This is a genomic window from Kribbella jiaozuonensis (assembly GCF_005233875.1).
Taxonomy (GTDB): Bacteria; Actinomycetota; Actinomycetes; order Propionibacteriales; family Kribbellaceae; genus Kribbella; species Kribbella jiaozuonensis.
This window is the reverse complement of sequence record NZ_SZPZ01000004.1, coordinates 1,121,397-1,145,867: the sequence shown is the minus strand read 5'-3', so window position 1 is coordinate 1,145,867 and position 24,471 is coordinate 1,121,397. Positions and strand designations below refer to the sequence as shown.

Sequence of the window (24,471 nt, the reverse complement as noted above, 5' to 3'; positions counted from 1 at the left end):
GGGCGCGCGATCGTGATCGCACTGGGACGAATCAGCAGGCGTTCGGGGTGGTGGTGCCGCCGTCGACGATCCAACGGGACTGTTGGGGGAGGACGCGCATCTGGTCCAGCCAGCGGGTCGGCGTGGTGTTCGGGAGGACGGAGTGGCCGCGGGAGTTCACCGTGCGCGCCGCCGAGGTGTCGTAGCAGGCGCTGACGATGACGCCGTTCGACGCGATGGTCCGCTGCGCCCACAGGACCTTCGTGGCGCCGGTGTTGTGCAGCTTCTTCGTCCGGAAGTACTTCGCCTGCACGCTGATCGCCTGGTACATCTTCGGCGTCATCACCTGCTGCAGTTCCGTCGTCTTCCCGCCGCCGCTGCGCATCATCGCGTCGAGTGCGATCCGGTACGCGTAGTACGCGTTGACCACCGGGTCGTCGGAGCCGGCCGCCGCTGCGGCCTGGTCGGTGAGACTCGGCCGGGCCGCCTTCTGGGCGGCGGGTGCCGCGTTGGCGACGCCGGCGTCGGTGCCGCAGCCGGGGACGAGCAAAACCGGGATCAGCGTGGCGGCCACCGCCAGGTTCCGCATGCGCATGGTGTCCAGTACCTCCTGTTGGGCGCGGCCTCGCCGCTCGTGCCGTCGGGCAGCCCAGCAAGCCGTACGCCGTCCGGCACTGACCGTGTAACGGCGCGACACGCATCGTGGTCACTGTGACCTAGATCACAGCCGACCCCCTACCGGGGTACTGATCGCCGGTTGGCTCTTCGGCTGGATGTGCCGGGAGCGTCCGATTCCTAGCCTCGATCTCAGGACCTGAGACTTGAGGAGACACGATGACGGACACACTCACCCGCCGCGAGGCGGACGCGAAGCCGGTGGACGGCAGGGTGCGGCGGCTGGCGAGGTCGCTGGGGAGAACGCTGGTGTACGACGCCTTGCTGGCGCCGGTCAGTGCGCAGACGCTGGCGGACGCGATGGTCGGGGAACCGCAGGCGGCCGGGCGGCGCTGGCGCAGGCTGGCGGCGTACCGACTCGGGCGGCGCGAGGTTGTCGGCACAGATCGAGTTGGTCAGCCCGGTGTCGTGTTCGGGTACGGGTTGATCAGTGCGGTGCTCGGGTTGACGAGCTGGTTCTTGATGATGCTGGCGGTCACGGCCGTGGTGCGCGGACCGTTCTGGGGTTTCGTCGACCACGGCCCGATCGAGCCCGGTACCTGGGGCGGGCCGACGCGGGCCGGTGCGTGGACGGCGCACGGGCTGATCGCCGTACCGTGCATCGTCGCTTTCCTGTTCGCGCTGCGGGGGACCGCTGCACTGCAGGCCCAGTTGGTGCGGCCGCTGTACGGACTGGCGGCGCGGAAGTGGGTGCTTCCGGCAACTATTGTGCTGGCGGCCGGCGGCCTGGCGTTCTTCTGGTCATGGATCGAGCAGTTGTGAGTAGGGTCCATCCGTGAACAAGTGGCCGCGCGGGCGGTGGGCGTGGGCGGCGGCGCTGGGGGTCGCGGCGCTGCTCGTCCTGACGGTCATGGATCTCGGCCAGCACTACGAAGTACAGCTCGGGGCGGTGCTGGCGCTCGCGATGGCGCGGGCGCTGGCCCTGAGCCTGGCGTGGCTGCGGCCGCGGGCGGCGTTGCTGGTCTCACTCATCACCACAGTCGTCACCGCGGCAGTGACGACGCCGGTCAGCTCGAGCGAACCGTGGCCGTGGGGTACGACGGCGGCGTTCGGCCACTCGTTCGTCGTCGCGATCGCCGGCGCACGTGGACTCGGCCGGCGCGAGCAGGTCGCGTGGTGGGTGGCGACCCAAGCGGTAGGTGTGGTGGCCGTCGAACTGGCGCCGGACCGCGGTAGCTGGCGCGGTCTGATCACCATGGCAGTGCTGTCGGCAGTGGCGGTCGTGGTGGGCGACCTGATCCACTCGCGTGGTCAGACGAACAGGCGGCTGGCCGAGCAGGAGACGATCACCAAGGCCGAGCGTGCCGAGCGGGAGCGTCTGCAGGAGCGTGCTCGGATCGCTCGCGAGTTGCACGACGTCGTGGCGCACCACCTGTCCGTTGTGGTCGTCCGCGCGGACAGCGCGCCGCACCGGCTGGCCGACGTACCGGAGAACGTCCGTGAGGAGTTCACCGAGATCGCCAACGCGGCACGTGTCTCGCTGACGGAGATGCGTCGAGTACTGCGGCTACTGCGCGAGCCGGTCGAGCAACCGCCGATGGGGGAGCTGGGCCCGCAGCCTGGGCTGGCGGAGCTGGCTGACCTCGTCGAGAGCACGCGCCGGGCCGGTGCGGACGTGCGGCTGATCGGTGAGGTGCCGGCGGGCTTCGACGCGACGGTTGAGCTGACGGCGTACCGGGTCGTGCAGGAGGCGCTGAGCAATGCGGTCCGGCATGCGCCGCATGCTGCTGTTGAGGTGTCGGTCAGAAAGAGCGGCAGTGAGCTTGAAGTGACAGTGCACAACGCGCCGCCACCCGGCAGTCCTACTCCGGCGCCGGGTAGCGGGCATGGGCTGACGGGGATGCGTGAACGGGTGGCGCTCGTGGAGGGGACCGTAAGCGCTGCGCCGACCCCGGAAGGCGGTTATCTGGTGCAGGCGATCATTCCGGTCGGGCAGGAGGTGGCGAGTGGCGATCACGGTCATGGTGGTTGACGACCAGGAGATGGTGCGGGCCGGGTTCAGCGCCCTGCTCGACGCGCAGCCGGATCTTCAGGTTGTCGGACAAGCTGGCGACGGCGCCCAGGCGGTCGAGTTGGCCGCCGAGCTGAAGCCGGACGTGATCCTGATGGATGTACGCATGCCGGTCCTCGACGGCCTCGCCGCGACCCGGCGAATCCTGGCCGACTCGACGCCCGGCGAGCCACCTCGGGTCGTGATGCTGACGACGTTCGACCTCGACGACTACGTGTACGCCGCTCTCCGCGCCGGTGCGAGTGGGTTCTTGCTGAAGCACTCCACACCGGACGAGCTGGCCGCCGCCGTGCGGGTCGTGGCCGCTGGCGATGCGCTACTCGCCCCGTCCGTCACCCGCCGGCTGGTGGAGGACTTCGCGCGGGCGCAACCTGTCGTACCGATCACTCCTGTGCGTCTGACTCCGCGGGAAACCGACGTACTGCGGCTGGTTGCTCGTGGGCTGTCCAACCGGCAGATCGCGGACGAACTCGTGCTGGCCGAGCAGACCGTGAAGACGCACGTCAGCAACATCCTGACCAAGCTGGACCTGCGCGACCGTGCCCAGGCAGTCGTCTACGCCTACGAGGCAGGCGTAGTGACCCCGGGTCCGCGACACTAGGTCGATGGACGTCCTGGAACGCGTACGCCGCCTGTGCCTGGCGATGCCCGAGGCGACCGAGCGGCCGAGTCATGGCGAGCCGACCTGGTTCGTGCGGGACAAGAAGGTGTTCGTGATGTACGCCGATCACCACCACGACGACCGCCTCGGTGTGTGGATGGCAGCGCCACCCGGGGTGCAGGAGGCACTGGTCACCGAGGACCCGGAGCACTTCTACCGGCCGCCGTACGTCGGGCACCGTGGCTGGCTCGGGGTGTACCTGGACGTGGACGTCGACTGGGAGCACTTCGAGGACCTGGTCGAGAACGCGTTCCGCCAGATCGCCCCGAAGACGCTCATCGCCCGGCTGGACGAGGCCTAGTCGTTCAACGGCACCGACGTCTGCGGGAGGATGGCAAGCTCTCTGCTCCAGCTCGTGGCGTGCTCCGGCGAGTCCCACTCCCACTCCAGGATCTGCGCGGTACTGCGGCGCCCGAAGATGGCCCGGAACAGTTCGTAGGAGCTGGTGTGCGCCACAGCGGGCGGACCGTCGGAGCCGGCCGAGTAGGTGCCGTCCGGGGTGATGACGGTCAACGGGCCGGGCTCGTCGAGCATCCAGTCCAGAGTGGCCAGCCGGAGCTCGGTCGGCGGGCGCCCGCTGCCGATGGCTCCGTGCAGGTCGGCTTCATGGACTGCGGCGTCGACGTACGGGTTGCAGACCAGCGGGTGTGACGTGGTGCCGTCGACGATCAGCTTCTCCAGCTGTGGGCCGACAGTCGCCCACTCGTCCAGCACCTCGGCCATCGGTAGGTTGCGACGCCTCTCGACCTGTACTGCGGTCCACGGCGGACGCGGTGCACCGACGACGTTTCCGACCACGAAGTCGGCCGCCACTCCGGTCAGGTGCGAGACCAGACTGTGCACGCTCCACTGCGGGCAGGCGGGCACCTGGCGATCGAGGTCGTCCACGCTGAGGTCGCGGACCGCGTCCGCCATCCGCTCGCGCCCGGCGTGGTACAGCTCCGCACTTCTCGTTGGGTCCATCACGTCTACATTGCACCGATAGGGTGACGCGATGGGCAAGGGCGAAGCTGGTCCGGTCGGTCAGAAGCTGGCGATTGCACTGGCGTTCGGGAGCTCCGCCGCCGTGATGGTGCTCGAGCTCGTGTCGCTCCGGCTGGTCGCGCCGTACATCGGGCTGACGCTGGAGACGAACACTGCGGTCATCGGGGTCGCACTGGCTGCGATCGCGACCGGTGCGGCCCTGGGTGGCAAGTTCGCCGACGTGGTGCCGCCACAGCGGACGCTAGGCCCGCTGCTGCTGTTCGGTGGCGCACTGGTGATGCTGATCCTTCCGGTGGTGCGCTGGACCGGTCAGGCGCTCGCGAACGACATGGTGTTCCTCGTCCTCGCCGTCACGCTCTTCGCGCCCGCCTCCCTCCTCGCAGCCGTCACACCGATGGTGACCAAGCTGCGGCTGTCCACTCTGGAGCAGACCGGCACTGTCGTCGGCAGACTGTCCGCGTACGCGACGGTCGGCGGCATCGTCGGCACAGTGCTGACCGGATTCGTGTTCGTCGCTACCGTCCCGATCAGCACGATCATCCTGACGCTGGGCGCCGCGTTGGTGGTCGCCGGTGCCGCACTGACGTTCCTGCTCCGTGGTGTGCAGGCAGCGATGAAGCCGGTCGCTCTGGCGGTCATCGGCGCCACGCTGACCGTGGTCGCGCCACGTCCGTGCGAGGTCGAGACGGCGTACCACTGCGCGCGAGTGGTGGCGGATCCCGGTCGCGAGGGTGGACGGACGCTGTACCTCGACCAGCTGCGGCACTCGTACGTCGACCTGGACGACCCGACCTATCTGGAGTTCGAGTACATCAAGAACTTCGCTGCCGCGATCAACGGCAGTTGGCCGGCCGAGAAGCCGCTGGACGTCCTGCACGTGGGCGGTGGCGGGCTGACGATGCCGCGGTACCTGACCGCGACCCGGCCGGGCAGCAAGCACCAGGTGTACGAGATCGACCCGGCAGTGGTCGAGCTCGACAAGAAGGAGCTCGGCGTACGGACCGGACCGGACCTCGCGGTGACGGTCAAGGACGGGCGGCTCGGCGTACGCGATGAAGCGACGGACAGCCGGGACCTGGTCATCATGGACGCGTTCAGCGGGCAGTCCGTGCCGTGGCACCTCACCACCCGCGAGCTGATCACCGACGTACGGCGGGTGCTGCGGCCGGGCGGGATCTACCTGATCAACGTCATCGACCACGGCCCGGCCCGCTTCGCGAAGGCCGAGGTCAAGACTCTGCAGGCCGTCTTCCCGTACGTCGGGGAGATCGTGCGGACCAACGGCAGTGGCGGGAACTTCGTGCTGATCGCATCCGACCGTCCGCTCGACGTACCGGCGATCAGCAGCCGGCTGGAGCCGGGGATGAAGTTCCTGGATCAGCCGACCAGCGACGGGCCCGTGCTCACCGACGACTTCGCGCCTGTGGACCAGCTGCTCACGCCGTACGGTCAGTGATGCTCTTGTGGTTGCATGTGGTCATGCACCCACGCGCAGGCCAGCCCGCTCAGCCCGAGGACCTCGTCGACGTCGACGCCATGCTGGCGGCGTACGACGACATCACGCCGGACGTGGACAATCCGGCCCAGAAGGTCGTCTTCGGTACGTCGGGGCACCGCGGCTCGAGTCTCGACGGCGCCTTCAACGAGGCACACATCCTGGCCATCACCCAGGCCGTCTGCGAGTACCGGGCCGGTCAGGGTACGACGGGGCCGCTGCTGGTCGGGCGGGACAGTCACGGCCTGTCGGAGCCGGCCTGGCGCACTGTGCTCGAGGTGCTGGCCGGCAACGACGTACAGACGCTCGTGGACAGCGCGGACCGGCTCACGCCCACGCCCGCGGTCTCGCATGCGATCCTGCGGCTCAACCGCGGCGCCGGTGCGGACGCGGACGGCATCGTCATCACGCCGTCGCACAACCCGCCGCGCGACGGCGGCATCAAGTACAATCCGCCGCACGGCGGTCCGGCCGACTCCGATGCGACCAAGTGGATCGCCGATCGCGCCAACCAGCTGATCGCGGGCGGCAACCGTGAGGTACGCCGTACGCCGTTCGAGCAGGCCCGTCAGCGGGCGGGGGACTACGACTTCGTCGGGCATTACGTCGACGACCTGCCGTCGGTGCTGAACATCGCCGCGATCCGGGACGCCGGGGTGAAGATCGGCGCCGACCCGCTGGGCGGTGCGAGTGTCGATTATTGGTCCGCCATCGCCGAGCGGCACAGTCTCGACCTGACCGTGGTGAACCCGCGGATCGATCCGGCCTGGTCGTTCATGACACTGGACCACGACGGCAAGATCCGGATGGACTGCTCCTCGCCGTACGCGATGGCGTCGCTGGTCGCACAGCGGGACAAGTACGACGTGGCGACCGGGAACGACGCGGACGCCGACCGGCACGGCATCGTCACGCCGGACGCCGGACTGATGAACCCGAACCACTACCTGGCCGTCGCGATCTCCTACCTGTTCAGCAACCGCCAGTGGGGTGCGGACGTCGCCGTGGGCAAGACGCTGGTGTCGTCGTCACTGATCGACCGCGTGGTCGGGGACCTGGGCCGGCGGCTGTGGGAGGTGCCGGTCGGCTTCAAGTGGTTCGTGCCTGGGCTGATCGACGGCTCGGTCGGCTTCGGTGGTGAGGAGTCGGCCGGTGCGAGCTTCCTGCGCTTCGACGGCTCGGTGTGGACGACCGACAAGGACGGGATCCTGCTGGCGTTGCTGGCGAGCGAGATCACCGCTGTGACGGGCGAGACGCCGTCGAAGGCCCACGCGAAGCTGGTGGAGCGGTTCGGTGCGTCGGCGTACTCACGGGTGGACGCGCCTGCCACCCGCGAGCAGAAGGCCAAGCTGTCGGCCCTGTCCGCGGACGCGGTCACTGCGACCGAGTTGGCCGGTGAGCCGATCGTGGACCGGCTGACGAAGGCACCGGGTAACGGAGCCGCGATCGGTGGGTTGAAGGTCACCACCGAGTCGGCGTGGTTCGCCGCCCGTCCCTCCGGGACCGAGGACCTCTACAAGATCTACGGCGAATCCTTCAAGGGCGCCGAACACCTGGAGCAGGTCTTCGAACAGGCCCGCGAGGTCGTGTCCGAAGCACTGGCCTAACGCACGAAGGCGTCCAGCAACCGCTCCAAGTCCGCGGCGGGATCCTCAGTGATCCCGCTGTGGATCGGTCCGGGGTGCACGACGGTACTGCGAGGCGCCGCCAGCCACCGGAACCGCTCACTGATCGTGGTCCCAGCGGCAGGCCCGCCAGCCGCCTCACCCGCACAGATCGCGCGGATCTGATCCAGCGACGCACACACAACGTCAACGTCCACTGCGGGGTCCAGAGCCCTCAGACGCTCCGGCTTCACGTCCCAGCCGGCGCCCAGGTAGTCCAGCGCCCGGCAGTACAGCACCGCGCCGACGTTGATGAACTCGCCGCGCTGGATGCGCGGTGCGGCCCGCAGGATGACGTAGTCGAACGGTGCCATCACCGAGCACCTCCCGGCACCCAGGCGGCCCGGTTCTCCAGCCGCGCCATCAGATGCCCCAGGTACCGCTCGTGGTCACCGTCACCCAGCCACTCGTCGGGAACCAGCCCGATCACCTCGGTCAACAGCTCCGGGGTGATCGACGCAGCCAGCTCAGCGTCCACCTTCGCCACTCCAGGCACCGCCACCGAGAACACGTGGTCCGAGGCGTCATACGGCAGTGAGGCGAACTTCTCCTCGGACATCCACGAGTGGTGGAAGTACAGCGCGGCGCCGTGGTCGATCAGCCACAGGTTCTTGTGCCAGACCAGCAGGTTCGTGTTGCGCCACGAGCGGTCCACGTTCGCGACGAACGCGTCCAGCCACAGGATCCGCGCCATCCCTTCGTCACCGGGGTTGCCCGCCGAGCCGTCGTACCCGAAGGAGCCCGGCAGGAAGTCGACGGCCAGGTTCAGGCCGGCGCTGCGGATCAGCAGCTCCTGGATCTCGAAGTCGGGCTCGGACTTGCCGATCGCCGGGTCGAGCTGGATCAGTTTCAGCTCCGGCACCCGCAGGCCGAGGCGACGGAACAGCTCACCGACGATCACCTCGGCCACCAGCGCCTTCGGGCCCTGGCCGGCGCCGTGGAACTTGATCACGTAGGTGCCGAGATCGTTGCCCTCGACAACACCTGGCAACGATCCGCCCTCACGCAACGGCAGCACGTACCGGGTCGCGGTAACAACAGGCAGACTCACGCCGGAGAGCTTAGGCCATGGGTACCTGGCCGGCGTGAGGGTTCCGTCGTTCGGAGTAGAAGAAGAGCTCATGCTGGTATCCGCCACCGGCGATCCACTGCCACGCAGCAAGGCAGTCGTTGCGGACCTGCCAGACGTAGAGCTGGAGCTGACGCGCGCCATGGTGGAGATCAACTCACCGGTGTGCACAACTGCGGCGGAGTTGCGGGGGCATCTGTCGGATCTGCGTGCCAAACTCGCCGCGGCTGCCGCAGAGGAGGGAGCGCGGTTGCTGGCGATCGCAGTGCCTCCTCAGGGCGATGCGGCGCAGCCGATCACCAGGAAGGCGCGCTACCAGGAGCTGGAGCTGCGCTGGGGGCTGCTGGCGCGTGAACAGGGCGTCTGCGGTTGCCATGTCCATGTTGAGGTGCCGGACAAGCACGCCGCCGTCAGAGCCAGCAATCACGTACGGCCATGGCTCCCGGCGCTCCTGGCCCTCACGGCGAACTCCCCGATCTATCTGGGTCGTGACACCGGCTTCGCGAGCTGGCGGTGGCTGATGACGAGCCGGTGGCCGTGCGCCGGGCCACCGCCGTACCTGGAGTCGCCGGAGCACTTCGACGCTCTGGTGAGCATGCATCTGGCTGCCGGCACGCTCATCGACGAGCGGATGGTCTATTGGGACATCCGCCCGTCGTCGCACCTGCCGACGGTGGAGGTACGGGTCAGCGACGTACCACTGACCATCGACGAGACCGTGCTGCTGGCCACGCTGACCCGTGCGCTGGTGATGACCGCGCTGGAGGACGGCGGCCAGGGCCCGAAGCTGGAGCCCGAGGTACTGCGGGCCGCGTACTGGCTGGCTGCCCGCGACGGACTCACGGGGAACGGTGTGGACGTCCGGACCGCCGAACCCATGCCTGTGGCCGAGCTCCTGCAAAGACTGCGACAACATGTCGAACCAGCTCTGCAGGAGCTCGGCGCGCTGGAGCTCGTCGACGACGGACTCCAGCGTGCACTCACAGACGGCAACGGTGCGATCAGGCAGCGCAAGGTATTCCTCGAGGGCGAAGACTTCACCGCCCTCACGGAAGTCAGCGCAGGAAGTCCTCCAGACCGTGCAGGTCGTCGGTATTGATGTAGTCGACGTTCGCGGCGACCAGTTCGCGCCAGAGTGCCTCGCGGGCGGCGCCCGGCGTGTCCGGGGTCTCCCAGAAGCGGACCTTGTAACCGGCGTGGTGCGCGCTGACCACGATGTCGTGCAGCTTGGTCTTCTCGGCCTCCGGCATCGGACCGATGCCGCGCCAGGTGAACACGTTCGACCAGTTGTCGCTGACCAGCGGCATCAACGACGCCGGCATCCCTGACTGCAGGTCGCCCAGCCGGCCGTCGTACCCGGCGTACCGGATCTTCTGGGCCTTCAGGTCGTCCAGCGGACGGTTGCCGCTGATCACTGAGGTGACAGCACCCTCATGGACGCGACCGTTGACGAAGATCGTGCTGATCCCGCGATACTTCGCCAGCGCCTTGTCGACCGCGGCGTACGTCGATGGTCCGTCGCTCTTGATGTCGATCAGCAGCTGGAAGTCCTGGCCGTGCCTGTACACCTGCCCGTGGTTCTGCCGGACCCGGTCCGCCAACGGCTTCAGGTACAGGCTCTCCAGGTTGCGACCCGGCTTGGCGTCCGCGAGGTCGTGTGCGACGCGCAGCTCACCGTCGACCAGCCATACGTCGGCTTCGACGCTGTTGAACCCGCGGTCGAGCGCATCCTGCAACGGCCGCCGGTGGTCGTAGTCGTTGTGCGCATGGGCCGACGGCAACGCCCGTACGGCGGGAGCGTCGTACGACTGCGGCAGCCGGAACCCTTCGGACCGTACGACGTCGCGCACGCGGTCCGGGTAGTCGCTGATGATGCCGTCGACGCCCTGGTCGATGAACCACTTGATCGTGGCCGGATCGTCGACCGTCCACGGGATCACCTTCAGGCCGGCCTTGTGCGCCGCCTTCACGGTGTCGTTGGTGAAGTACGGACGGAACGCGGGGTCGGTGATCTTGCCGCCCTGCGGGAAGCCGTCGACCGGCGAGATCGCGGACGCGCCGAAGGACTTGACCGCCTTGAGCGGGTCGCCGCCGAAGTCGTCGATATCGATACCGCCCAGCCACGGCGACTTACCCGGTTTGCCGACCTGCAGGAAGTCGAAGTTGTCCAGCGCGACCAGCGGCAGCTGCGGCATCACCTGGTGCATCCGCATCAGCGAACCCCAGTCGAAGCTCTGGATCGTCACCTGACGGGCGATGTTCGCCTTGCGGATCTCACTGGCGACCACCTGGACGAACTGCTCGCGCGGAGCGGTCTCGGTCGGCGCGCCGGCCTCGACCTTGGTCTCCACGTTCAGCTTCACGCCGTACGCGCGGTAGCGGTGCACGAGGGTGAAGATGTCGCGCAGCTCGGGCATGCGGGCGCCCGGGTCGGGCTGCTGCTCGGGGAAGTTCGCCTGCGGCAGCGAACCGCAGTCGAGCTGCTTGACCTGCTTCAGCGACAGCGTGTTGATGAACTTGCCGACATACGGGTACTCCGGGTCGCCCGGCGTGTACGGCGCGGTGTCGCGGCACTTCTTGCCGTCGACCTTCCGGTCGTGGGTGACGACGGCGTACCCGTCCTGGGTGATCTGTACGTCGAGCTCCAGCGTGCTGACGCCGAGCTCCAGACCGTGTGAGAACGAGGCGATCGTGCTCTCCACGGTGAGTCCGAGACCACCACGGTGAGCCTGGATGTCGAAATCGCCACGGTGGGCGTCGGCCGGGGCGGCCGGAAGTAGCAGCCCGGCGATCAGCGCGCACGGCAGCAGTGCGCGGGGAAGGCGGCGCATGAGGGGTTCCTTCCGGAGGGGTTGTTGGGCGGATACTCCTGAGGCTGTCTGCCTCAGGAGTACCCCCACCCTCGCGAACGTAGCCGGTAGGTGTCCAGCCGGCTACGGAGCGGAGCCGATCACGCTACTCGTACTGGAGCGCCTCCAGCGGGTTCAGCTTCGCCGCGCGGCGGGCCGGCCAGATGGCTGCGAAGATGCCGACCACGACCGAGACGATGGCGAAGATCACCAGTTGGGCGACCGGGATCGTGAACGAGATCTCGTCCAGCCGGGCGGCCAGCAACGATGCGAGGACCAGGCCGAGGACGATCCCGATGACCGCGCCGATCAGAGCGGTGATCACGCTCTCCTGCCGGATCATCCGTTTCACCTGGCCGCGGGTCAGGCCGATCGCGCGCAGCATGCCGAGCTCGCGGGTCCGTTCGAAGACCGTCAGCACCAGCGTGTTGACGATGCCAAACAGACTGACCAGCACGGACAGCGCCAGCAGCACGTAGAGCACGTTCAGGATGCTCTTGATGCTGTCGGTCTGCGCCTTCTTGAACTCGTCCCGCGTCAGCGCCTTGGCGTTCGGGAACGTCCGCAGGGCATCGTTGAGGGTCGCGGTGTTCGCGTCGGTCACGCCACCGCTCATGTTGACGAACGTGTAGAGGTTCAGCGGCTGCGAGGTGGTCGCGTCGAACGTGGCTGTCGAGATCGTCACGTTCCCGAACGGCGAGCCACCCGCCGGCGGCCGGAAGACGCCTTTCACCTGCAGTTGCAGGGTTTTCCCGGTGGCAGTCTGCATCGGGAACCGGGACCCGAGGACGAGCGCGTGACTGTCGGCGTACGCCGCATCGACGATCGCGCCGTCGGCCCCGAGCTCGCCGAGCGACGCCTGCGATCCGGACCGCCAGTCGAACGTGAGCAGCTCCGGCGCCTGCGGATCGACGGCGGTGATCGTGATCGTCTTGTCGAACGCCTTCGCCTGGCCGCCCCGCACGCTGGTGAGCTTCTCGACTCCCGGCACCTTCGCGACCTCCGCGGCGACCGGTGGCGGCAGCGGGCTGAAGTTGTTCTGCGCGGTGATCGCATAGTCGGCGCTGAAGATCCCGTCGACCGCCTGCTCGAACGGCCGGATCAGGCCTGCACCCAACGTAGCGACCAGCGTGACCAGCGCCAGTCCGATCATCAGCGCCGCCGCGGTCGACGCCGTACGGTGTGGATCCCGACGGCTGTTCTGCCCGCCGATTGCCACGGCCGGCCTGTCCGGTAGTACGCCGGGGAACTCGGTACGCCGGCCGAAGAGCCGCCGTATCGCCCACAACGGCACCAGAACGAAGGGCCAGATCAGAGCGGTCAGTACGACGACCGACCAGCGCGCGATCGGATCCGCCACCGCCGCCAACGGCTTGACGAGACGCGAGGAGAACAAGGCGATCCCGATGAACAGCAGCAACACCCCGGCGCCGAGCAAGATCAGCAGCGTCTTGGTCGACAGCCCGTCCGCGAACAATCCGACCAGCACAAGCGCGATCCCGCCCGCGGCGAGCAGCGCAGCACCAACCGGCCGATAGCGGTTCAACCGTCCGGGCGCCAAGGTTGCGCCCTCGCGGACAGCGGCGATAGGCGGCACCCGCGTCGCCCGCCACGCCGGACGCAGACTGGCCACGACGGTCACCAGTACGCCGACGATCAGCGCGACCACGATCGTCCGGGTCCGGAACACCAGCCCGTTGTTCGGCAGCGTGAAACCGACCGCGTCGAACAGCTTGAACAACCCGGTCGCGATCGCGAGCCCGAGGAACAGTCCCACCACCGACGCGACCAAGCCGGTCACGAATGCTTCCAGCACCACCGTTCCGAGGAGCTGGCGCCGCGACGCGCCGAGCGTGCGCAGGGTCGCGAACTCACGGGTGCGCTGGGCGATCGTGATCGACAGCGAGTTGGCGATCACGAACGAGCCGACGAACAGGGCGATCCCGCCGAACACCAGCAGGAAGGTCTGCAGGAAGCTCAAGAAGCTCGACGTACCGGCCGCGTCCTCCTTGGCCTGCTCGTCGGCCGTTCGGACCTGTGTTGCCTCCGGCAAGATTTGTCGTACGGCGTCGAGCATCTGCTGCTCGCTGGTACCGGACTTGGTCGCAATCAGGATCTGGTCGAGCTTGCCGGTCTTGTCGAACAACCGCTGCGCCGTACCGAGGTCGAACCCGGCCAGCGTCGCGCCGCCGATCGACGACACCGCGCCGAACTCGACCAGCCCGGAGATCTTCATCTGCTCGGCCGCGCCGCGGGCCTGGACGCCGATCGTGTCGCCGGTCGTGAATCCCTTCTCCTTGGCGGTTTTCGTGTCGATCACGACCTGGTCGCCGGTCGGCCAGGCGCCCGAGACGAGCGTGAGCGAGTTGAACTGCGGCAGCGCCGGATCGACACTGAAACCGAGGTTCGGGGCGCCGCCGAACACGATCGACTTGCCGTCCTTGCCGATCAGCTGCGCCTCACCGCTCACCGAACCGTCGGCCGCACCGACCTCCGGCAGCCCGCGGACCTTCGCGAGCAGGCCGGCGTCGAACGGGGGAGCGGTCACGGTCCCGTCCTCGGACGCGTCGAACGCGTTCTTGCCGGTGATCGCGGCGTCGGTGTTCTTGTAGTTCTGGGTGAAGATCGAGTCGAACGCGGACGTGATCGAGTCGGTCAGCACGTACGTGCCCGAGATCAGCGCGACTCCGAGGACGACGCCGATCGCGGTCAGCGCCGTACGGAGCTTGCGGGCCAGCAGGCCCTGGAGCGCGAACTTGATCACTGCAGGTCCAGCGTGTCGATGATCTGCAGGATCTCGTGCTGGTTGGACCGGCCGGTCTCCTTCACGATCTCGCCGTCGGCCAGGTAGAGGACCCGGTCGGCCATCGCGGCGGCCTTCGCGTCGTGCGTCACCATCACGGTGGTCTGGCCGTATTCCTCGACCGACGACCGCATCAGCGTGAGGATCTCACCGCTGGTCCGGGAATCGAGGTTGCCGGTCGGCTCGTCTGCGAACACGACGGTCGGCCGCGACACCAATGCTCGCGCGATCGCGACGCGCTGCTGCTGACCGCCGGACAGCTCGGCCGGCCGGTGCTCGAGGCGGTCGGCCAGACCGACCCGGCTGACCAACTCGTCGAAGAACTCCGGATCCGGCTTCGCGCCCGCGATCGTCAACGGCAGCAAGATGTTGTCGCGCGCGGTCAGCATCGGCAGCAGGTTGAAGAACTGGAAGATGAAGCCGATGTGCTGACGACGGAGCTTGGTCAACGCGTCGTCACCGAGCGTCGTGATCTCGATACCGTCGATCTTGACCGAGCCCGACGTCGGCCGGTCCAGTCCCGCCAGGATGTGCATCAGCGTCGACTTGCCCGACCCGGACGGCCCCATCACCGCCGTCAGTTGCCCGGGTTCGATCCGTACGCCGACCCCGCGCAGCGCGTGTACCGCCGTATCGCCTTCGCCGTAGACGCGGACCAGATCCTTCGCGTCCACGACCTCGATGACATCGCTGACTGTCCCCTCCATTGCCGATCGCCCTCCCTGGCTGATCAGCGGCCACCCCAGACGACCGGTCGACAAACTGCTCCGAGTCTGCTCGCGTTCGACCGGGACCGACAGGGGGTTATCCCCGGATCCGACCCTGAACGGCTCAGATCCAGCCGCGGCGAGCGGCGTGGAAGCCGAGTTGGAGGCGCGTGTCGGCGGAGACGAGGTCCATCAGAGCGCGGACGCGACGCTGGACGGTGCGCATCGACAGGTTCAGCTGGTTGGCCACTGCCTGGTCGGTGAGGCCGGCCAGCAGCAGCCCGAGGATGCGGGCGTCCAGATCGGGCAATCCGTCAGTCAGCCCTTCCGCCATGCCGTTTGAGCCCAGTACGAGCGGAAGCCCGTCACGCCACACGCGGTCGAACAGAGCGAGCAGTGCGTCGAGCATCCCGCTGCTGTGCACGATGAGCGCACCGATGCTGCCCCCTGCGCCGGACAACAACGGCACCAACGCAATCCGCCGATCCACGATCAGCAACCGCATCGGAAGCTCTTGTACGACGCGGACCTCCTCGCCCGCGTTCAGCGAGTCGGATGCGGCCGCGAAGAACCCAGGCCGGTTGAATGCGCTCCGCTCGATCAGCACGCGGTAGCGCACTCCTCGCGTTACCGCGGCGTCCTCCTCTTTGTTGTCCTCCGGCGGCACGACCGCGATCTCTGCCTTGACGAAGCCGAGCACCTCCTCCCGCGCCGACATCTGCAACTGTGCGAACCGCTGCCCGACCGCATTGGCCCCGCGCACCACATCCACCACGTCACTGACCGACCGCTCGGTGTCCGTACCCCGGTACACCTCCGCGAGCGACTCGATCTCGCGCTGCGCTCGTCGCAGCTCCTCCTCGCGTTGCACCGCGAGTGCAGCCAGGGCGACAGACGGCGGCGAGGCGACGTACCGGTCTGAGCTGCCGCTGGATCGGGCAGCGAGCCCGAGCGTCTCCAGGGCGGTCAAGGAGCGTGCCGCCTCGATGGGATGACAGCTGAGCCGGGCGGCGAGCTCGGCAGCGTCGTACGACGGCACCTCGACGAGGGCGCGGTACGCGAGTTCTTCGGAGTCATCCAGTCCGAGCACGTCGAGCACGATGCCTCCCGGTGGGCGGGGGAGTGGGAGTCAGAGCCTGGCGGGTAACCGCATTGTCGCAATCTTGCCACCGACTGCCCATCCTTCGCTGGCGGTTTTGCGATGAACTCATCCCCATGCGCAAAGCCTTGATAGGCGTGGCCATTACCGCCCTTCTCGCCCTCACTGTTCCTCCCGCGGCCGCAGCGCCGCCCGAGCCCTCCCTACCCGTCCAGGTGGACAGCACGAAGTCGGTCACTTTGATCACCGGCGACAAAGTGCAGGTATCACCGGCGGGCTCCGGCCGCAGCAACGTGCGCTTCTTCCCAGCTAACGCAGCGGACTCCGGCTACGAGACGCGGACCGTCGGCAAGGACCTGTACGTCGTACCCGACAGCGCCGCCCGCCTCGTCAACAGCGGCAAGGTGGACCAGGCGCTGTTCAACGTGAGCGGTCTGATCCGGCAGGGTTACGACGACGCGTCCACTGACCAGATCCCCGTGATAGCGACGTACAAGCCGACCGCCCGCGCCGCCCAGCAGGCCGTGCCCGCCGGCTCCACTCGGACGCGGGCGCTGCCGTCGGTGAGCGCAGCGGCGTACAAGACCGACAAGACCCGTGCTCACGACACCTGGCAGGCGTTGTCGACCGGTCGGGATGTCCAGAAGCTCTGGCTCGACCTGAAGGTGCACAAGACCCTCGACCAGAGCGTCCCGTACGTCGGCGCCCCGCAGGCCTGGGCCGCCGGGTACGACGGCACCGGTACGACGGTCGCCGTACTGGACTCAGGTGTCGACGCCGAGCACCCGGACCTGGTCGGTGCGGTCAAGGAGCAGAAGAACTTCACCGACAGCCCGGACGTCGCCGACCACGACGGGCACGGCACCCATACGTCCTCCACAGTCGCGGGTCGGGGCGTCGCCTCCAACGGCCGCAACAAGGGTGTCGCGCCGGGCGCCCAACTGCTGTCCGGCAAGGTGCTCAACGACTACGGCAGCGGTGACCTCTCCTGGATCATTGCCGGCATGGAATGGGCCGTCGCCGAAGGCGCCGACGTCATCAGCATGAGCATCGGTACGTCGGAACCCGTCGACTGCACCGACCCGATGGCGGCCGCCGTCGACCGGATCAGCGCCGAGTCCGGCGTGCTGTTCGTCATTGCCGCAGGCAACCTCGGCGGACCGGCCGAGGCGATCACCAGCCCGGGCTGTGCCGCGTCCGCGATGACCGTGGCCGCGACCGACCTCACCCAGACCACCGCGGACTTCTCAAGCCGCGGTCCGGTACTCGCGAACCACGCGGTCAAGCCCGACATCGCAGCGCCCGGCGTGGACATCACTGCCGCACGCGCTGGCGGCCGCGGCGACTCGGCGTACGTCGACATGAGCGGTACGTCGATGGCGACGCCGCATGTCGCCGGTGCGGCAGCGATCCTCAAGCAGGAACACCCGACCTGGACCGGCCAGCAACTCAAGGCCGTCCTGCAGAACTCCGTACGCGCCGAGAGCAAGGTCGGCATCTACGAGCAAGGCGCCGGTGAGCTCAACGTCGCGCAGGCAGTGACGCAACAGGTCACTGGTCCGGCTACGACCGATCTCGGCACGTTCGCCTGGCCGCACACCTCCGGCCAGAAGCTCACCAGGCAGCTCACCTACCACAACGACGGCACCGAGCCTGTCACGTTGACTGTGACAGCCGATGCCCGCGGCAACAACGGGAAACCGTTGCCGTCAGCCCTGATCACGTTCGGCAAGTCGCTCACGATCCCCGCCGGTGGAACCGCTGACCTCCCGGTCACCGTCGACCCGTCGAAGGCGATCGACTACGGCCTGTACGGCGCGATCAGCACTCGCGTGGTTGCCAAGAGCAACAGCGGGCAGACCGTGGTGACGCCGCTGGGTTTCTACCTCGAGCCGCAGTACGTCGACGTCACGTTCAAGCTGATCGACCGCGACGGGAAGCCGGCCACATCGATCTCCTCGCTGGACGTCTTCGACCTCGACAGCATCGCCGCGCAGCGAGTCGGCTTCGACGGCACGGATCAAACGCTGCACCTGCGCGCCGGCACCTACTCGCTGGCCGCGACGATCGCGCACGACGGCGCCGATGGATTGGTGGACTCGTACGCGTTCCTCGGCGATCCCGAGCTCACGCTGACGAAGAACACCACGATCACGTACGACGCCCGCACGGCCGCTGAGGCGACCGTGACAACCGACCGGCCGACGCAACGCAAGGCCGGCAGCCTGACCTACGGGCGGGTGATCGACAACTGGATCCTGTCGTCGAGCCGCAGCTACGGCACGACAGTTGAGGTCTATCTCGGAACGACGTCCAAGGCCCGTCGTGGGACGTTCGAGGTGGTCGAAGGGTGGCAGTACGGATCACCGGCCGGCGCGAAGTCGCCGTACCTCTACAGCCTGGCGTTCACGCACGAGCAGCAGGTGAAGGGCAAGCCGACGCACCGGGTCCGTGACCGCGACCTCGCGACGATCGACGCGACGTACTACACCCCGGGCAAGGACTACACGTACTCCGAGTACGTCGACGTGTGGCGGCCGTGGAGCATCAACCTGATCCCGACCGGCGATCGTGGATCGGTCGCGGCGCCGACCCGTGTGCAGCATCTCGTCACCGCCGACAAGGACACCAAGGTGTCGCAGATGGTCGGGCATGCGGACGCGATGGCGTGGCCGTTCGCGACGCTGATGACCTCGACGGCGACGGCGTACAAGCCGGGGAGCCGGCACAGCGAGAGCTGGTACAAGGCCGGGCTGCGGCCGGGGCTGGTGACCGATCAGACGACCGGGGCAGAAGTACGCTCCGGCGGCGCGGGACGGCAACACGGTCTGGAGCAACTTCGCCAGCTGGGCGGACACGCAGACCGGTCACTTCTCGTCGCAGGGCTTCCTCGACCTGGGCGGCACCGAGCTGTTCGCGAACGGCGTGTCGCTGGGGGAGTACGGGTACTACGGCCAGGGTGTCTGGGACGTGCCGGCAGCGGCGACCGATCTCGAGCTGAAGTACGACCTGATCCGCTGGCAGCGCGGCGACTACAAGTGGGAGTCGCCGTCGACGGTTGAGACCCGGTGGAAGTGGCGCAGTTCGTCGGCGGACGCGGGTAAGCCGCTGCCGCTGCTGTTCCCCGACTACGACCTGCCCGTCGACCTCCACGACCGGGCAGCGCGGGTCCCGGTTTTCCCGGTCACGATCAGCGCGGAGTCCGGCCAGTGGTACACCGCCGGCCGCTTCACGACGGCTCGCGTGTCAGCGTCGTACGACGACGGTGCGACCTGGGCGAACGTCCCGACCGTCAACCTCGGCACGAAGGCGATCGCGCTGGTCAACAACCTGAAGGCGACCTCGTTCGTCACGCTCAAGGTCGAGCTGACGGACACCCACGGGAAGTCGGTCACGCAGACGCTGAACCACTTCTACGGAGTGGTGAGTTAGAGGTGCCGGACCGGGAAGCGCCTCACGGCGCGTGGCCGCTCGTAGCGGCTAATTTTGGGACCCGGGGCTTGCACCGGCCCGACACCTCGAACAGTGTAACCGGCGCCCAAACCCCTTGTCCTGTTGGGATCTCGGGCTTCAAGACGCACCAACTACCGCTATAACATCCGAACGCGCCGGACGCAACTACCACAAATGTCCGGCGCGTTCGGCGCGCGCCGCGGTCTGCAGCTGATCTGCGGTCTCGACCAGTTTCGACGCGGAAAGCACCTGGTCATGCCCGTCGTCCGCGAGATGCGCCCGCCCGGTCGCGATGATCCGCGCGAACGCGGCCGCCCGGTCCAGCGTGGTCGCGAAATCCCCGGTCGCGACACCCCGCAGTACTGCGTCGACCATGTCGCGGACCTCGGCCGGACCGGGTGGCTCGGCGACGCCCGCGACGACGGCGTGCACCTCGGCGTACTTGCGGCCGGTAGCGAACTCGCGGGATACCTCTTCGGCGTTGGAGTGCACCCAGGAGCGCAGTACATAGAGCCGCCAGAGCGCACCGGGCAGCGAGTCGGCGGGGGAGTCGGACCACAGCTCGGCCAGCTCGTCGAGGCCGTACTCATCCGCGAGCTTGACCACCCGGGCATGCACCTCGGCGTCCTCGGACTTGCGTACGCCGCGGACCAGCAGCTCGGCGGTCCGGTGCGCGGCCTCGGTGACGGTCGCCGGGTCCGCGGCACCGGGCAGCGACTCGAACAACTTGTTGCCCGGCAGGATCGGACGGCGCGGGTTGGGGGTGGTCACGGCGTCCATGGTGCCTGACGCGACGAACGTCCGCATGCCGACGCGACCCGGCTGACCGAAATGGGTGTGCGGAGGCCCGCCTGTGACCCGCTTCGGTGGCTGTGCCGTATACCTGGAAACCAACAGCCCGACCGTCGAAGGAGCCCCGGATGGCCACGATTCGTCTGCATGCGACCACGAGCGTGACGCCTGAGCAGTTCGTCGCCGGGCTGACGGACTTCGGGCCGGGCCGTAAGGAGCTGTTCGGGAACAGCACCGACGAGTACTTGGTGGTCCACTCGCGCGGCGAGCACGAGGCCGATGTCACCGAAGGGTCGTCCGGAATCTGGGAACGCCTCCGGTACGACTGGTCCGACCCCGAGCACGTCGTGCTGACCACGACGGACTCCAACATCTGGGGCGGACGTTCCGGGCACACCTACGACTTCACGCGGCAGCCCGACGGGACGACCGCGGTGGACGTCACCGTGGTCCGGGACGGCAAGAACCTGAAGGGACGGCTGCTCGCGCTCGTTGTCGGGACCGTCGGCAAGTCCGTGCTGACCAAAGCCTTCGCGAAGACGATCAACGCCATCGAGGCCAGGAACGCCCGCCCCAGCTAGAACGCCGCCGCGTAACCCCGGGCCCAGTACGCTCGGTTCATGGCGGGTGCGGGGAAAACGAATGGCAAGCTGGCGAAGAACATCGTCAAGTACGGCGTGCGGTACGGGCCGCTCGTCGTCGAGGCGGTGCGGCACGGGCGCGAGCCGGCCCAGCAGGCGGTCCAGGCGGCGTGGGCGAAACGCTCCGCGCGCCGGAAGGCGGTCGAGCATGCTCTCACCGTGCGCGACGGCTCCTTGCTGAAGGTGATCAAGGACGGTCAGGCGATCTTCTTCGTGTTCTCCGGCGACGCGATCGTGACGACATACCCGCCGGTGCCGCAGGCGACGTACCCCGAGCTGCTGCGGCACGCGGACCTGGACAAACGGGAGCCGGCCGTCGTCCTCGCCGCGCGGAAGCCTCGCCCGCACATGCCGCACCTGCCGAAGGTCCGGCGCAAAGGTTGACGCGGGCGTAACATTCCGGACCCGGCGGGGCAACAGGGCGGACGGACAGTGGAAGCACGTTTCCACGAGGGAGGGCGTCCGCATGCTCTGGAAGATCAGGACCGAACTCGCCGACCGGCCCGGTGCTCTGGCCGAACTCGCTGCACGGTGTGGTGCGGACGACATCAACATCCTCAGCCTCGAGGTCTTCACCGCCGAGACCGGCGCCGTCGACGAGCTGGTGGTCTCCACCGGTGTCGGCTGGAACGCCGACGACCTGGCCGCACTCGTGGCCGAGGCGGGCTGCATCGGTACGACGGTCCGCCCGTGCCAGGCCGACGTACTGAGTGATGCCCCGACGCGCTACCTGCGCGCCGTACTGCGGTTGCTCGACGACCCGGTATCGGTCGACGAGGAGCTGGGGAACCTGCAGGGCTTCGACGAGTACACGCCGGCCGAGTGGGCGCGGGCCGACGTACTCGTGGAGATCGCCGGACGGCTCGCGGAGCGGTACGACGTGGTGGAAGGGCCTCGGCCCGGTAGCGGCGTACCTGTGCTGCGGGTGGCGAACGTCGAGGACGCCGACGCCGTGGTCGCGATGCACGACCGGTGCTCGTACGAGAGCCGCACCCGGCGATACCACGTGCCGATGCCGAAGCTGACCGCCCGTACCGCGCGGCACCTGTCCGCGCCGGCCGGTGGCGTGTCGGTGGTCGCGGACGTGGACGGCGCCGTGGTCGGGATGGCGACAGCCGCGCCGTGGGAGGAGTTGGGCACCACGACGATGGAGGTCGCCGTACTCGTCGAGGACGGCTGGCAGGGCCAGGGCCTCGGGCTCCGGTTGCTGCGCCAGTTGGTGGAAGAGGCCCGGGCGCTCGGTGCCGATCGGCTCGTCTGCATGGTGCAGCCCGAGAACTACGCGATGCTCCGGACCCTCGAGCGGCTGCGGATGCGGTCGCGTGTGGTGCGGGACGGCGACAGTCTGATGGTCAGTGTCGCTCTGTCCGACCGGAGCCTGTCGCATGCGGTGGATCGGCCTGCGGTGCAATATCGTCTGAACCGTGCCACCCCTTCCCACCGGTCGGAACCCACACGGTCTGCTGGTCAACCTGCCCGCGAGCACGCGCTCGCCGCTCTTTCAGCTCTTCAGCCGCATTCTGATCGCGCTGGGGCTGTTGACCGTGATGGTGCTGATCGTGGTGGTCGACCGTGACGGGTACCGGGACAGCTACGACGGCAAAGTCGGGCTGATCGACAGCATCTACTACGCAACCGTCACGCTCACCACGACCGGGTACGGCGACATCACTCCGGTGACGCCCACTGCCCGGCTGGTGAACGCCTTCATCGTGACTCCGCTGCGGATCGCGTTCCTGGTGGTTCTGGTCGGTACGACACTGGAAGTGCTGGCCAACGAGGGTCGCCGGATCATGCGCGACACGCGCTGGAGGAAACGGATGAAGGACCACACCATCGTCGTCGGCTACGGCACCAAGGGCCGCTCCGCCGTCCAGACGCTGATCAGCAACGGGGTCAACCGCGACAGCATCGTGGTGATCGACCCGCGCGCGCAGGCGATCGGTGACGCGGGCAACGACCAGATGGCTGCCTTCCACGGCGACGCGACCAACCGGACGGTACTGCGCCGTGCCGAGGTGATGACCGCGCGCGAGGTGATCGTGACGACCGACCGCGACGACTCGGCCGTCCTCGTCACGCTGGCGGTGCGACAGCTGAACCCGAACGCGCACATCGTGGTCGCGGTCCGCGAGGAGGACAACGTGCCGCTGCTCCGGCAGAGCGGCGCGGACGCCGTCGTCACCTCGTCGGAGGCGGTCGGCCGGCTGCTCGGCCTGACCTCGGTCAGCCCGAACCTCGGCGAGGTGATGGAGGACCTGCTCACGTACGGCGAGGGCCTCGAGGTGGCGGAACGTCCCGTCCTGGGCCGCGAGGTCGGCAAGCCGCCGTCCGCCGTACCCGACCGGGTCGTCTCGGTGGTCCGCGACGGCAAGGTCCACCGGTACTACGACTCGAACGTCTCGGTCCTGGCCGCCGGCGACAAGCTGATCGTCGTACGCCCGGCCAAGGAGACGCCGTGGGCCGAGCGGCCCGGCGCGGACGAGACCGAGGAATAAGTCACAGGTTGGTCTAGCGGCGGTTTCTGAGGTTGACCGCCGGGCGGCGGCGTCCTACTGTCGGGCTTGTAAACGATTACAAGAACGATTACAGGAGGTCGGCGTGAGTCGTCCGACGATCGCTGGGGTGGCCCGGGCGGCCGGGGTCTCGGTGGCGTCGGTGTCGCGCGTCCTGAACGGGTTGCCCGCGACCGAGGAGATGGTCGAGCGGGTCCAGCGGGCGGTGCAGGAGCTCGGGTACGTACCGGATGCGCGGGCGCGATCGCTGAAGGTCGGGCGAACGTTCCAGCTGACGCTGGCGGTCGCCGATGTCGGTAACCCGGTGTACGTGACGATGATGCGGGCGGTCGAGGAAATCGTGTCCGCGGCCGGCTATCGGCTCGTGGTGACGACGACCGGGCCCGATGTGGTCGACGAGGTCGCGCTGGTCCGGGGGATGGCCCGTGGGTACGCCGATGGCCTGCTGATCAGCCCGATCCGCGTCGACGAGGACCTGGTCAAGTCGATCCGCGAGTGCGAGGTCCCGGTGGTAGTCGCCGGTAACGTGCCCGCCAAAGCCGGCGTCGACACGGTCCGGGCCAACTCCCCGAAGGGCATGCTGCTCGCCGTCGACCACCTGGTAGCCCAGGGCCGCACCCGAATCGCCTTCCTGAACGGCCCCGCCGACACCGTCCCCGGCGCCGCCCGCTCGAAGGGCTTCACCGAAGCCCTCAAGGCCCACGACCTCGAGCCCGCCGCCCTCGCGGAGGCAACCGACTTCACTTTCGCCGCCGGACGCGCCACCGCACCCGAACTCCTCGGTGGCGGGTTCGACGCCGTCATCTGCGCGAACGATCTGCTCGCCGTCGGGCTCATGCACGAGCTGGCTGCGGCCGGACTCGAGGTGCCGAAGGATGTCGCGGTGGTGGGGATGGATGACAGCGAGCTGGCTGAGCAGTGTTTCCCGACGTTGACGAGTGTGAATCTGGGGTCTGCCGAGCGAGGGCGGCGGGCGGCTGAGTTGCTGTTGGCAAGGATCGAGGACAACGAGCGGACGCCGCGGCGCATCGTCGTACAACCGTCGCTCAGCATCAGGAGGTCCACCCCGTGAC

General features: G+C 68.2%; 23 protein-coding genes. 14 read left to right on the top strand and 9 right to left on the bottom strand.

The features are described 5' to 3' along the window. Positions 1 to 31 precede the first annotated feature (31 nt). The gene (locus FDA38_RS31435; RefSeq protein WP_137257713.1) at positions 32 to 574 is read right to left on the bottom strand and encodes a hypothetical protein; all 543 of its coding nucleotides are present in this window, start codon (positions 572 to 574) and stop codon (positions 32 to 34) included. A gap of 239 nt (positions 575 to 813) precedes the next feature. Between FDA38_RS31435 and FDA38_RS31430 the strand changes: the two genes are divergently transcribed. From FDA38_RS31430 to FDA38_RS31415, 4 genes are read left to right on the top strand one after another with little or no spacing between them, the layout of a single operon-like run. Then, positions 814 to 1,416, top strand: coding sequence for a class I SAM-dependent rRNA methyltransferase (locus FDA38_RS31430; RefSeq protein WP_137257712.1), 603 nt, complete (start codon positions 814 to 816; stop codon positions 1,414 to 1,416). A 13-nt stretch (positions 1,417 to 1,429) separates the two neighbouring features. Then, positions 1,430 to 2,626, top strand: a complete 1,197-nt coding sequence (locus FDA38_RS31425; RefSeq protein ID WP_137257711.1) for a sensor histidine kinase — start codon at positions 1,430 to 1,432, stop codon at positions 2,624 to 2,626. Beyond that, positions 2,601 to 3,266 (top strand): response regulator, encoded by a 666-nt coding sequence (locus tag FDA38_RS31420; RefSeq protein ID WP_137257710.1) that lies wholly within the window; start codon positions 2,601 to 2,603, stop codon positions 3,264 to 3,266. The genes FDA38_RS31425 and FDA38_RS31420 overlap by 26 nt, the downstream gene beginning before the upstream one ends. 4 nt (positions 3,267 to 3,270) lie before the next feature. Continuing rightward, positions 3,271 to 3,627 (top strand): MmcQ/YjbR family DNA-binding protein, encoded by a 357-nt coding sequence (locus FDA38_RS31415; RefSeq protein WP_137257709.1) that lies wholly within the window; start codon positions 3,271 to 3,273, stop codon positions 3,625 to 3,627. Here FDA38_RS31415 and FDA38_RS31410 read toward each other — a convergent pair. Then, positions 3,624 to 4,289, bottom strand: a complete 666-nt coding sequence (locus FDA38_RS31410; RefSeq protein WP_137257708.1) for a maleylpyruvate isomerase N-terminal domain-containing protein — start codon at positions 4,287 to 4,289, stop codon at positions 3,624 to 3,626. The two genes, FDA38_RS31415 and FDA38_RS31410, sit on opposite strands and share 4 nt — an antisense overlap. Before the next feature lie 31 nt (positions 4,290 to 4,320). Here FDA38_RS31410 and FDA38_RS31405 point away from each other — a divergent pair, with 31 nt between their 5' ends. Both FDA38_RS31405 and pgm read left to right on the top strand, forming a co-directional pair. Then, positions 4,321 to 5,766 carry a fused MFS/spermidine synthase gene (locus tag FDA38_RS31405; protein WP_137257707.1) on the top strand — a complete coding sequence of 482 codons (1,446 nt, stop codon included), beginning with the start codon at positions 4,321 to 4,323 and terminating at the stop codon, positions 5,764 to 5,766. 23 nt (positions 5,767 to 5,789) lie between these two features. Continuing rightward, positions 5,790 to 7,412 carry a phosphoglucomutase (alpha-D-glucose-1,6-bisphosphate-dependent) gene (pgm, locus tag FDA38_RS31400; RefSeq protein ID WP_137257706.1) on the top strand — a complete coding sequence of 541 codons (1,623 nt, stop codon included), beginning with the start codon at positions 5,790 to 5,792 and terminating at the stop codon, positions 7,410 to 7,412. On the opposite strand, the gene FDA38_RS31395 is transcribed toward pgm, so the two are convergent. Continuing rightward, positions 7,409 to 7,783 carry a DUF3037 domain-containing protein gene (locus FDA38_RS31395; protein WP_137257705.1) on the bottom strand — a complete coding sequence of 125 codons (375 nt, stop codon included), beginning with the start codon at positions 7,781 to 7,783 and terminating at the stop codon, positions 7,409 to 7,411. The two genes, pgm and FDA38_RS31395, sit on opposite strands and share 4 nt — an antisense overlap. Then, positions 7,783 to 8,520, bottom strand: a complete 738-nt coding sequence (locus tag FDA38_RS31390; protein ID WP_137257704.1) for a HipA family kinase — start codon at positions 8,518 to 8,520, stop codon at positions 7,783 to 7,785. The genes FDA38_RS31395 and FDA38_RS31390 overlap by 1 nt, the downstream gene beginning before the upstream one ends. Positions 8,521 to 8,554: 34 nt before the next feature. Here FDA38_RS31390 and FDA38_RS31385 point away from each other — a divergent pair, with 34 nt between their 5' ends. After that, on the top strand, positions 8,555 to 9,637 hold the full coding sequence (locus tag FDA38_RS31385; RefSeq protein ID WP_137257703.1) for a carboxylate-amine ligase: 1,083 nt from the start codon (positions 8,555 to 8,557) through the stop codon (positions 9,635 to 9,637). Here the strand turns inward: FDA38_RS31385 and FDA38_RS31380 are convergent. The 4 genes from FDA38_RS31380 to FDA38_RS31365 all read right to left on the bottom strand — a co-directional run bounded on the left by FDA38_RS31380 (position 9,594) and on the right by FDA38_RS31365 (position 15,996). Then, positions 9,594 to 11,369 (bottom strand): glycerophosphodiester phosphodiesterase family protein, encoded by a 1,776-nt coding sequence (locus tag FDA38_RS31380; RefSeq protein ID WP_137257702.1) that lies wholly within the window; start codon positions 11,367 to 11,369, stop codon positions 9,594 to 9,596. The genes FDA38_RS31385 and FDA38_RS31380 overlap by 44 nt on opposite strands. 124 nt (positions 11,370 to 11,493) lie before the next feature. Next, positions 11,494 to 14,151, bottom strand: coding sequence for an ABC transporter permease (locus FDA38_RS31375; protein ID WP_137257701.1), 2,658 nt, complete (start codon positions 14,149 to 14,151; stop codon positions 11,494 to 11,496). After that, complete coding sequence (locus FDA38_RS31370; RefSeq protein ID WP_137257700.1) at positions 14,148 to 14,897, bottom strand: ABC transporter ATP-binding protein; 750 nt, start codon at positions 14,895 to 14,897, stop codon at positions 14,148 to 14,150. Before FDA38_RS31370 ends, FDA38_RS31375 begins: the two co-directional genes overlap by 4 nt. 124 nt (positions 14,898 to 15,021) lie before the next feature. After that, complete coding sequence (locus tag FDA38_RS31365) at positions 15,022 to 15,996, bottom strand: helix-turn-helix transcriptional regulator (RefSeq protein WP_202877913.1); 975 nt, start codon at positions 15,994 to 15,996, stop codon at positions 15,022 to 15,024. A gap of 215 nt (positions 15,997 to 16,211) precedes the next feature. On the opposite strand from FDA38_RS31365, the gene FDA38_RS31360 reads away from it, so the two are divergent. Together FDA38_RS31360 and FDA38_RS31355 are read left to right on the top strand one after the other, a co-directional pair. Then, positions 16,212 to 19,058: a S8 family serine peptidase gene (locus FDA38_RS31360; protein ID WP_170989934.1), complete on the top strand. Its 2,847-nt coding sequence runs from the start codon at positions 16,212 to 16,214 to the stop codon at positions 19,056 to 19,058. Next, positions 18,967 to 19,428, top strand: coding sequence for a molybdopterin-binding protein (locus tag FDA38_RS31355; RefSeq protein WP_137257697.1), 462 nt, complete (start codon positions 18,967 to 18,969; stop codon positions 19,426 to 19,428). The genes FDA38_RS31360 and FDA38_RS31355 overlap by 92 nt, the downstream gene beginning before the upstream one ends. A gap of 186 nt (positions 19,429 to 19,614) precedes the next feature. Here FDA38_RS31355 and FDA38_RS31350 read toward each other — a convergent pair whose 3' ends face one another. Beyond that, positions 19,615 to 20,256: a hypothetical protein gene (locus FDA38_RS31350; protein ID WP_233715030.1), complete on the bottom strand. Its 642-nt coding sequence runs from the start codon at positions 20,254 to 20,256 to the stop codon at positions 19,615 to 19,617. Between the two features lie 113 nt (positions 20,257 to 20,369). Between FDA38_RS31350 and FDA38_RS31345 the strand changes: the two genes are divergently transcribed. The 5 genes from FDA38_RS31345 (at position 20,370) to FDA38_RS31325 (ending at position 24,470) form a co-directional block, all read left to right on the top strand. After that, positions 20,370 to 20,822 carry a hypothetical protein gene (locus FDA38_RS31345; RefSeq protein WP_137257695.1) on the top strand — a complete coding sequence of 151 codons (453 nt, stop codon included), beginning with the start codon at positions 20,370 to 20,372 and terminating at the stop codon, positions 20,820 to 20,822. A 39-nt stretch (positions 20,823 to 20,861) separates the two neighbouring features. Beyond that, positions 20,862 to 21,266: a hypothetical protein gene (locus FDA38_RS31340; protein ID WP_233715029.1), complete on the top strand. Its 405-nt coding sequence runs from the start codon at positions 20,862 to 20,864 to the stop codon at positions 21,264 to 21,266. An 82-nt stretch (positions 21,267 to 21,348) separates the two neighbouring features. Then, positions 21,349 to 22,458, top strand: coding sequence for a GNAT family N-acetyltransferase (locus FDA38_RS31335; protein ID WP_233715028.1), 1,110 nt, complete (start codon positions 21,349 to 21,351; stop codon positions 22,456 to 22,458). Then, the gene (locus FDA38_RS31330; protein WP_233715027.1) at positions 22,430 to 23,380 is read left to right on the top strand and encodes a potassium channel family protein; all 951 of its coding nucleotides are present in this window, start codon (positions 22,430 to 22,432) and stop codon (positions 23,378 to 23,380) included. Before FDA38_RS31335 ends, FDA38_RS31330 begins: the two co-directional genes overlap by 29 nt. A gap of 103 nt (positions 23,381 to 23,483) precedes the next feature. Continuing rightward, positions 23,484 to 24,470 (top strand): LacI family DNA-binding transcriptional regulator, encoded by a 987-nt coding sequence (locus FDA38_RS31325; protein WP_137257693.1) that lies wholly within the window; start codon positions 23,484 to 23,486, stop codon positions 24,468 to 24,470. Position 24,471 lies beyond the last annotated feature (1 nt).

Coding starts and splice junctions, on each gene's coding strand:
- FDA38_RS31345 (WP_137257695.1), top strand. CDS start 20,370: ATGGCCACGATTCGTCTGCATGCGACCACGAGCGTGACGCCTGAGCAG.
- pgm (WP_137257706.1), top strand. CDS start 5,790: ATGCACCCACGCGCAGGCCAGCCCGCTCAGCCCGAGGACCTCGTCGAC.
- FDA38_RS31405 (WP_137257707.1), top strand. CDS start 4,321: ATGGGCAAGGGCGAAGCTGGTCCGGTCGGTCAGAAGCTGGCGATTGCA.
- FDA38_RS31380 (WP_137257702.1), bottom strand. CDS start 11,369: ATGCGCCGCCTTCCCCGCGCACTGCTGCCGTGCGCGCTGATCGCCGGG.
- FDA38_RS31350 (WP_233715030.1), bottom strand. CDS start 20,256: ATGCGGACGTTCGTCGCGTCAGGCACCATGGACGCCGTGACCACCCCC.
- FDA38_RS31430 (WP_137257712.1), top strand. CDS start 814: ATGACGGACACACTCACCCGCCGCGAGGCGGACGCGAAGCCGGTGGAC.
- FDA38_RS31330 (WP_233715027.1), top strand. CDS start 22,430: ATGGTGCTGATCGTGGTGGTCGACCGTGACGGGTACCGGGACAGCTAC.
- FDA38_RS31340 (WP_233715029.1), top strand. CDS start 20,862: ATGGCGGGTGCGGGGAAAACGAATGGCAAGCTGGCGAAGAACATCGTC.
- FDA38_RS31370 (WP_137257700.1), bottom strand. CDS start 14,897: ATGGAGGGGACAGTCAGCGATGTCATCGAGGTCGTGGACGCGAAGGAT.
- FDA38_RS31395 (WP_137257705.1), bottom strand. CDS start 7,783: ATGGCACCGTTCGACTACGTCATCCTGCGGGCCGCACCGCGCATCCAG.
- FDA38_RS31435 (WP_137257713.1), bottom strand. CDS start 574: ATGCGCATGCGGAACCTGGCGGTGGCCGCCACGCTGATCCCGGTTTTG.
- FDA38_RS31415 (WP_137257709.1), top strand. CDS start 3,271: ATGGACGTCCTGGAACGCGTACGCCGCCTGTGCCTGGCGATGCCCGAG.
- FDA38_RS31410 (WP_137257708.1), bottom strand. CDS start 4,289: ATGGACCCAACGAGAAGTGCGGAGCTGTACCACGCCGGGCGCGAGCGG.
- FDA38_RS31335 (WP_233715028.1), top strand. CDS start 21,349: ATGCTCTGGAAGATCAGGACCGAACTCGCCGACCGGCCCGGTGCTCTG.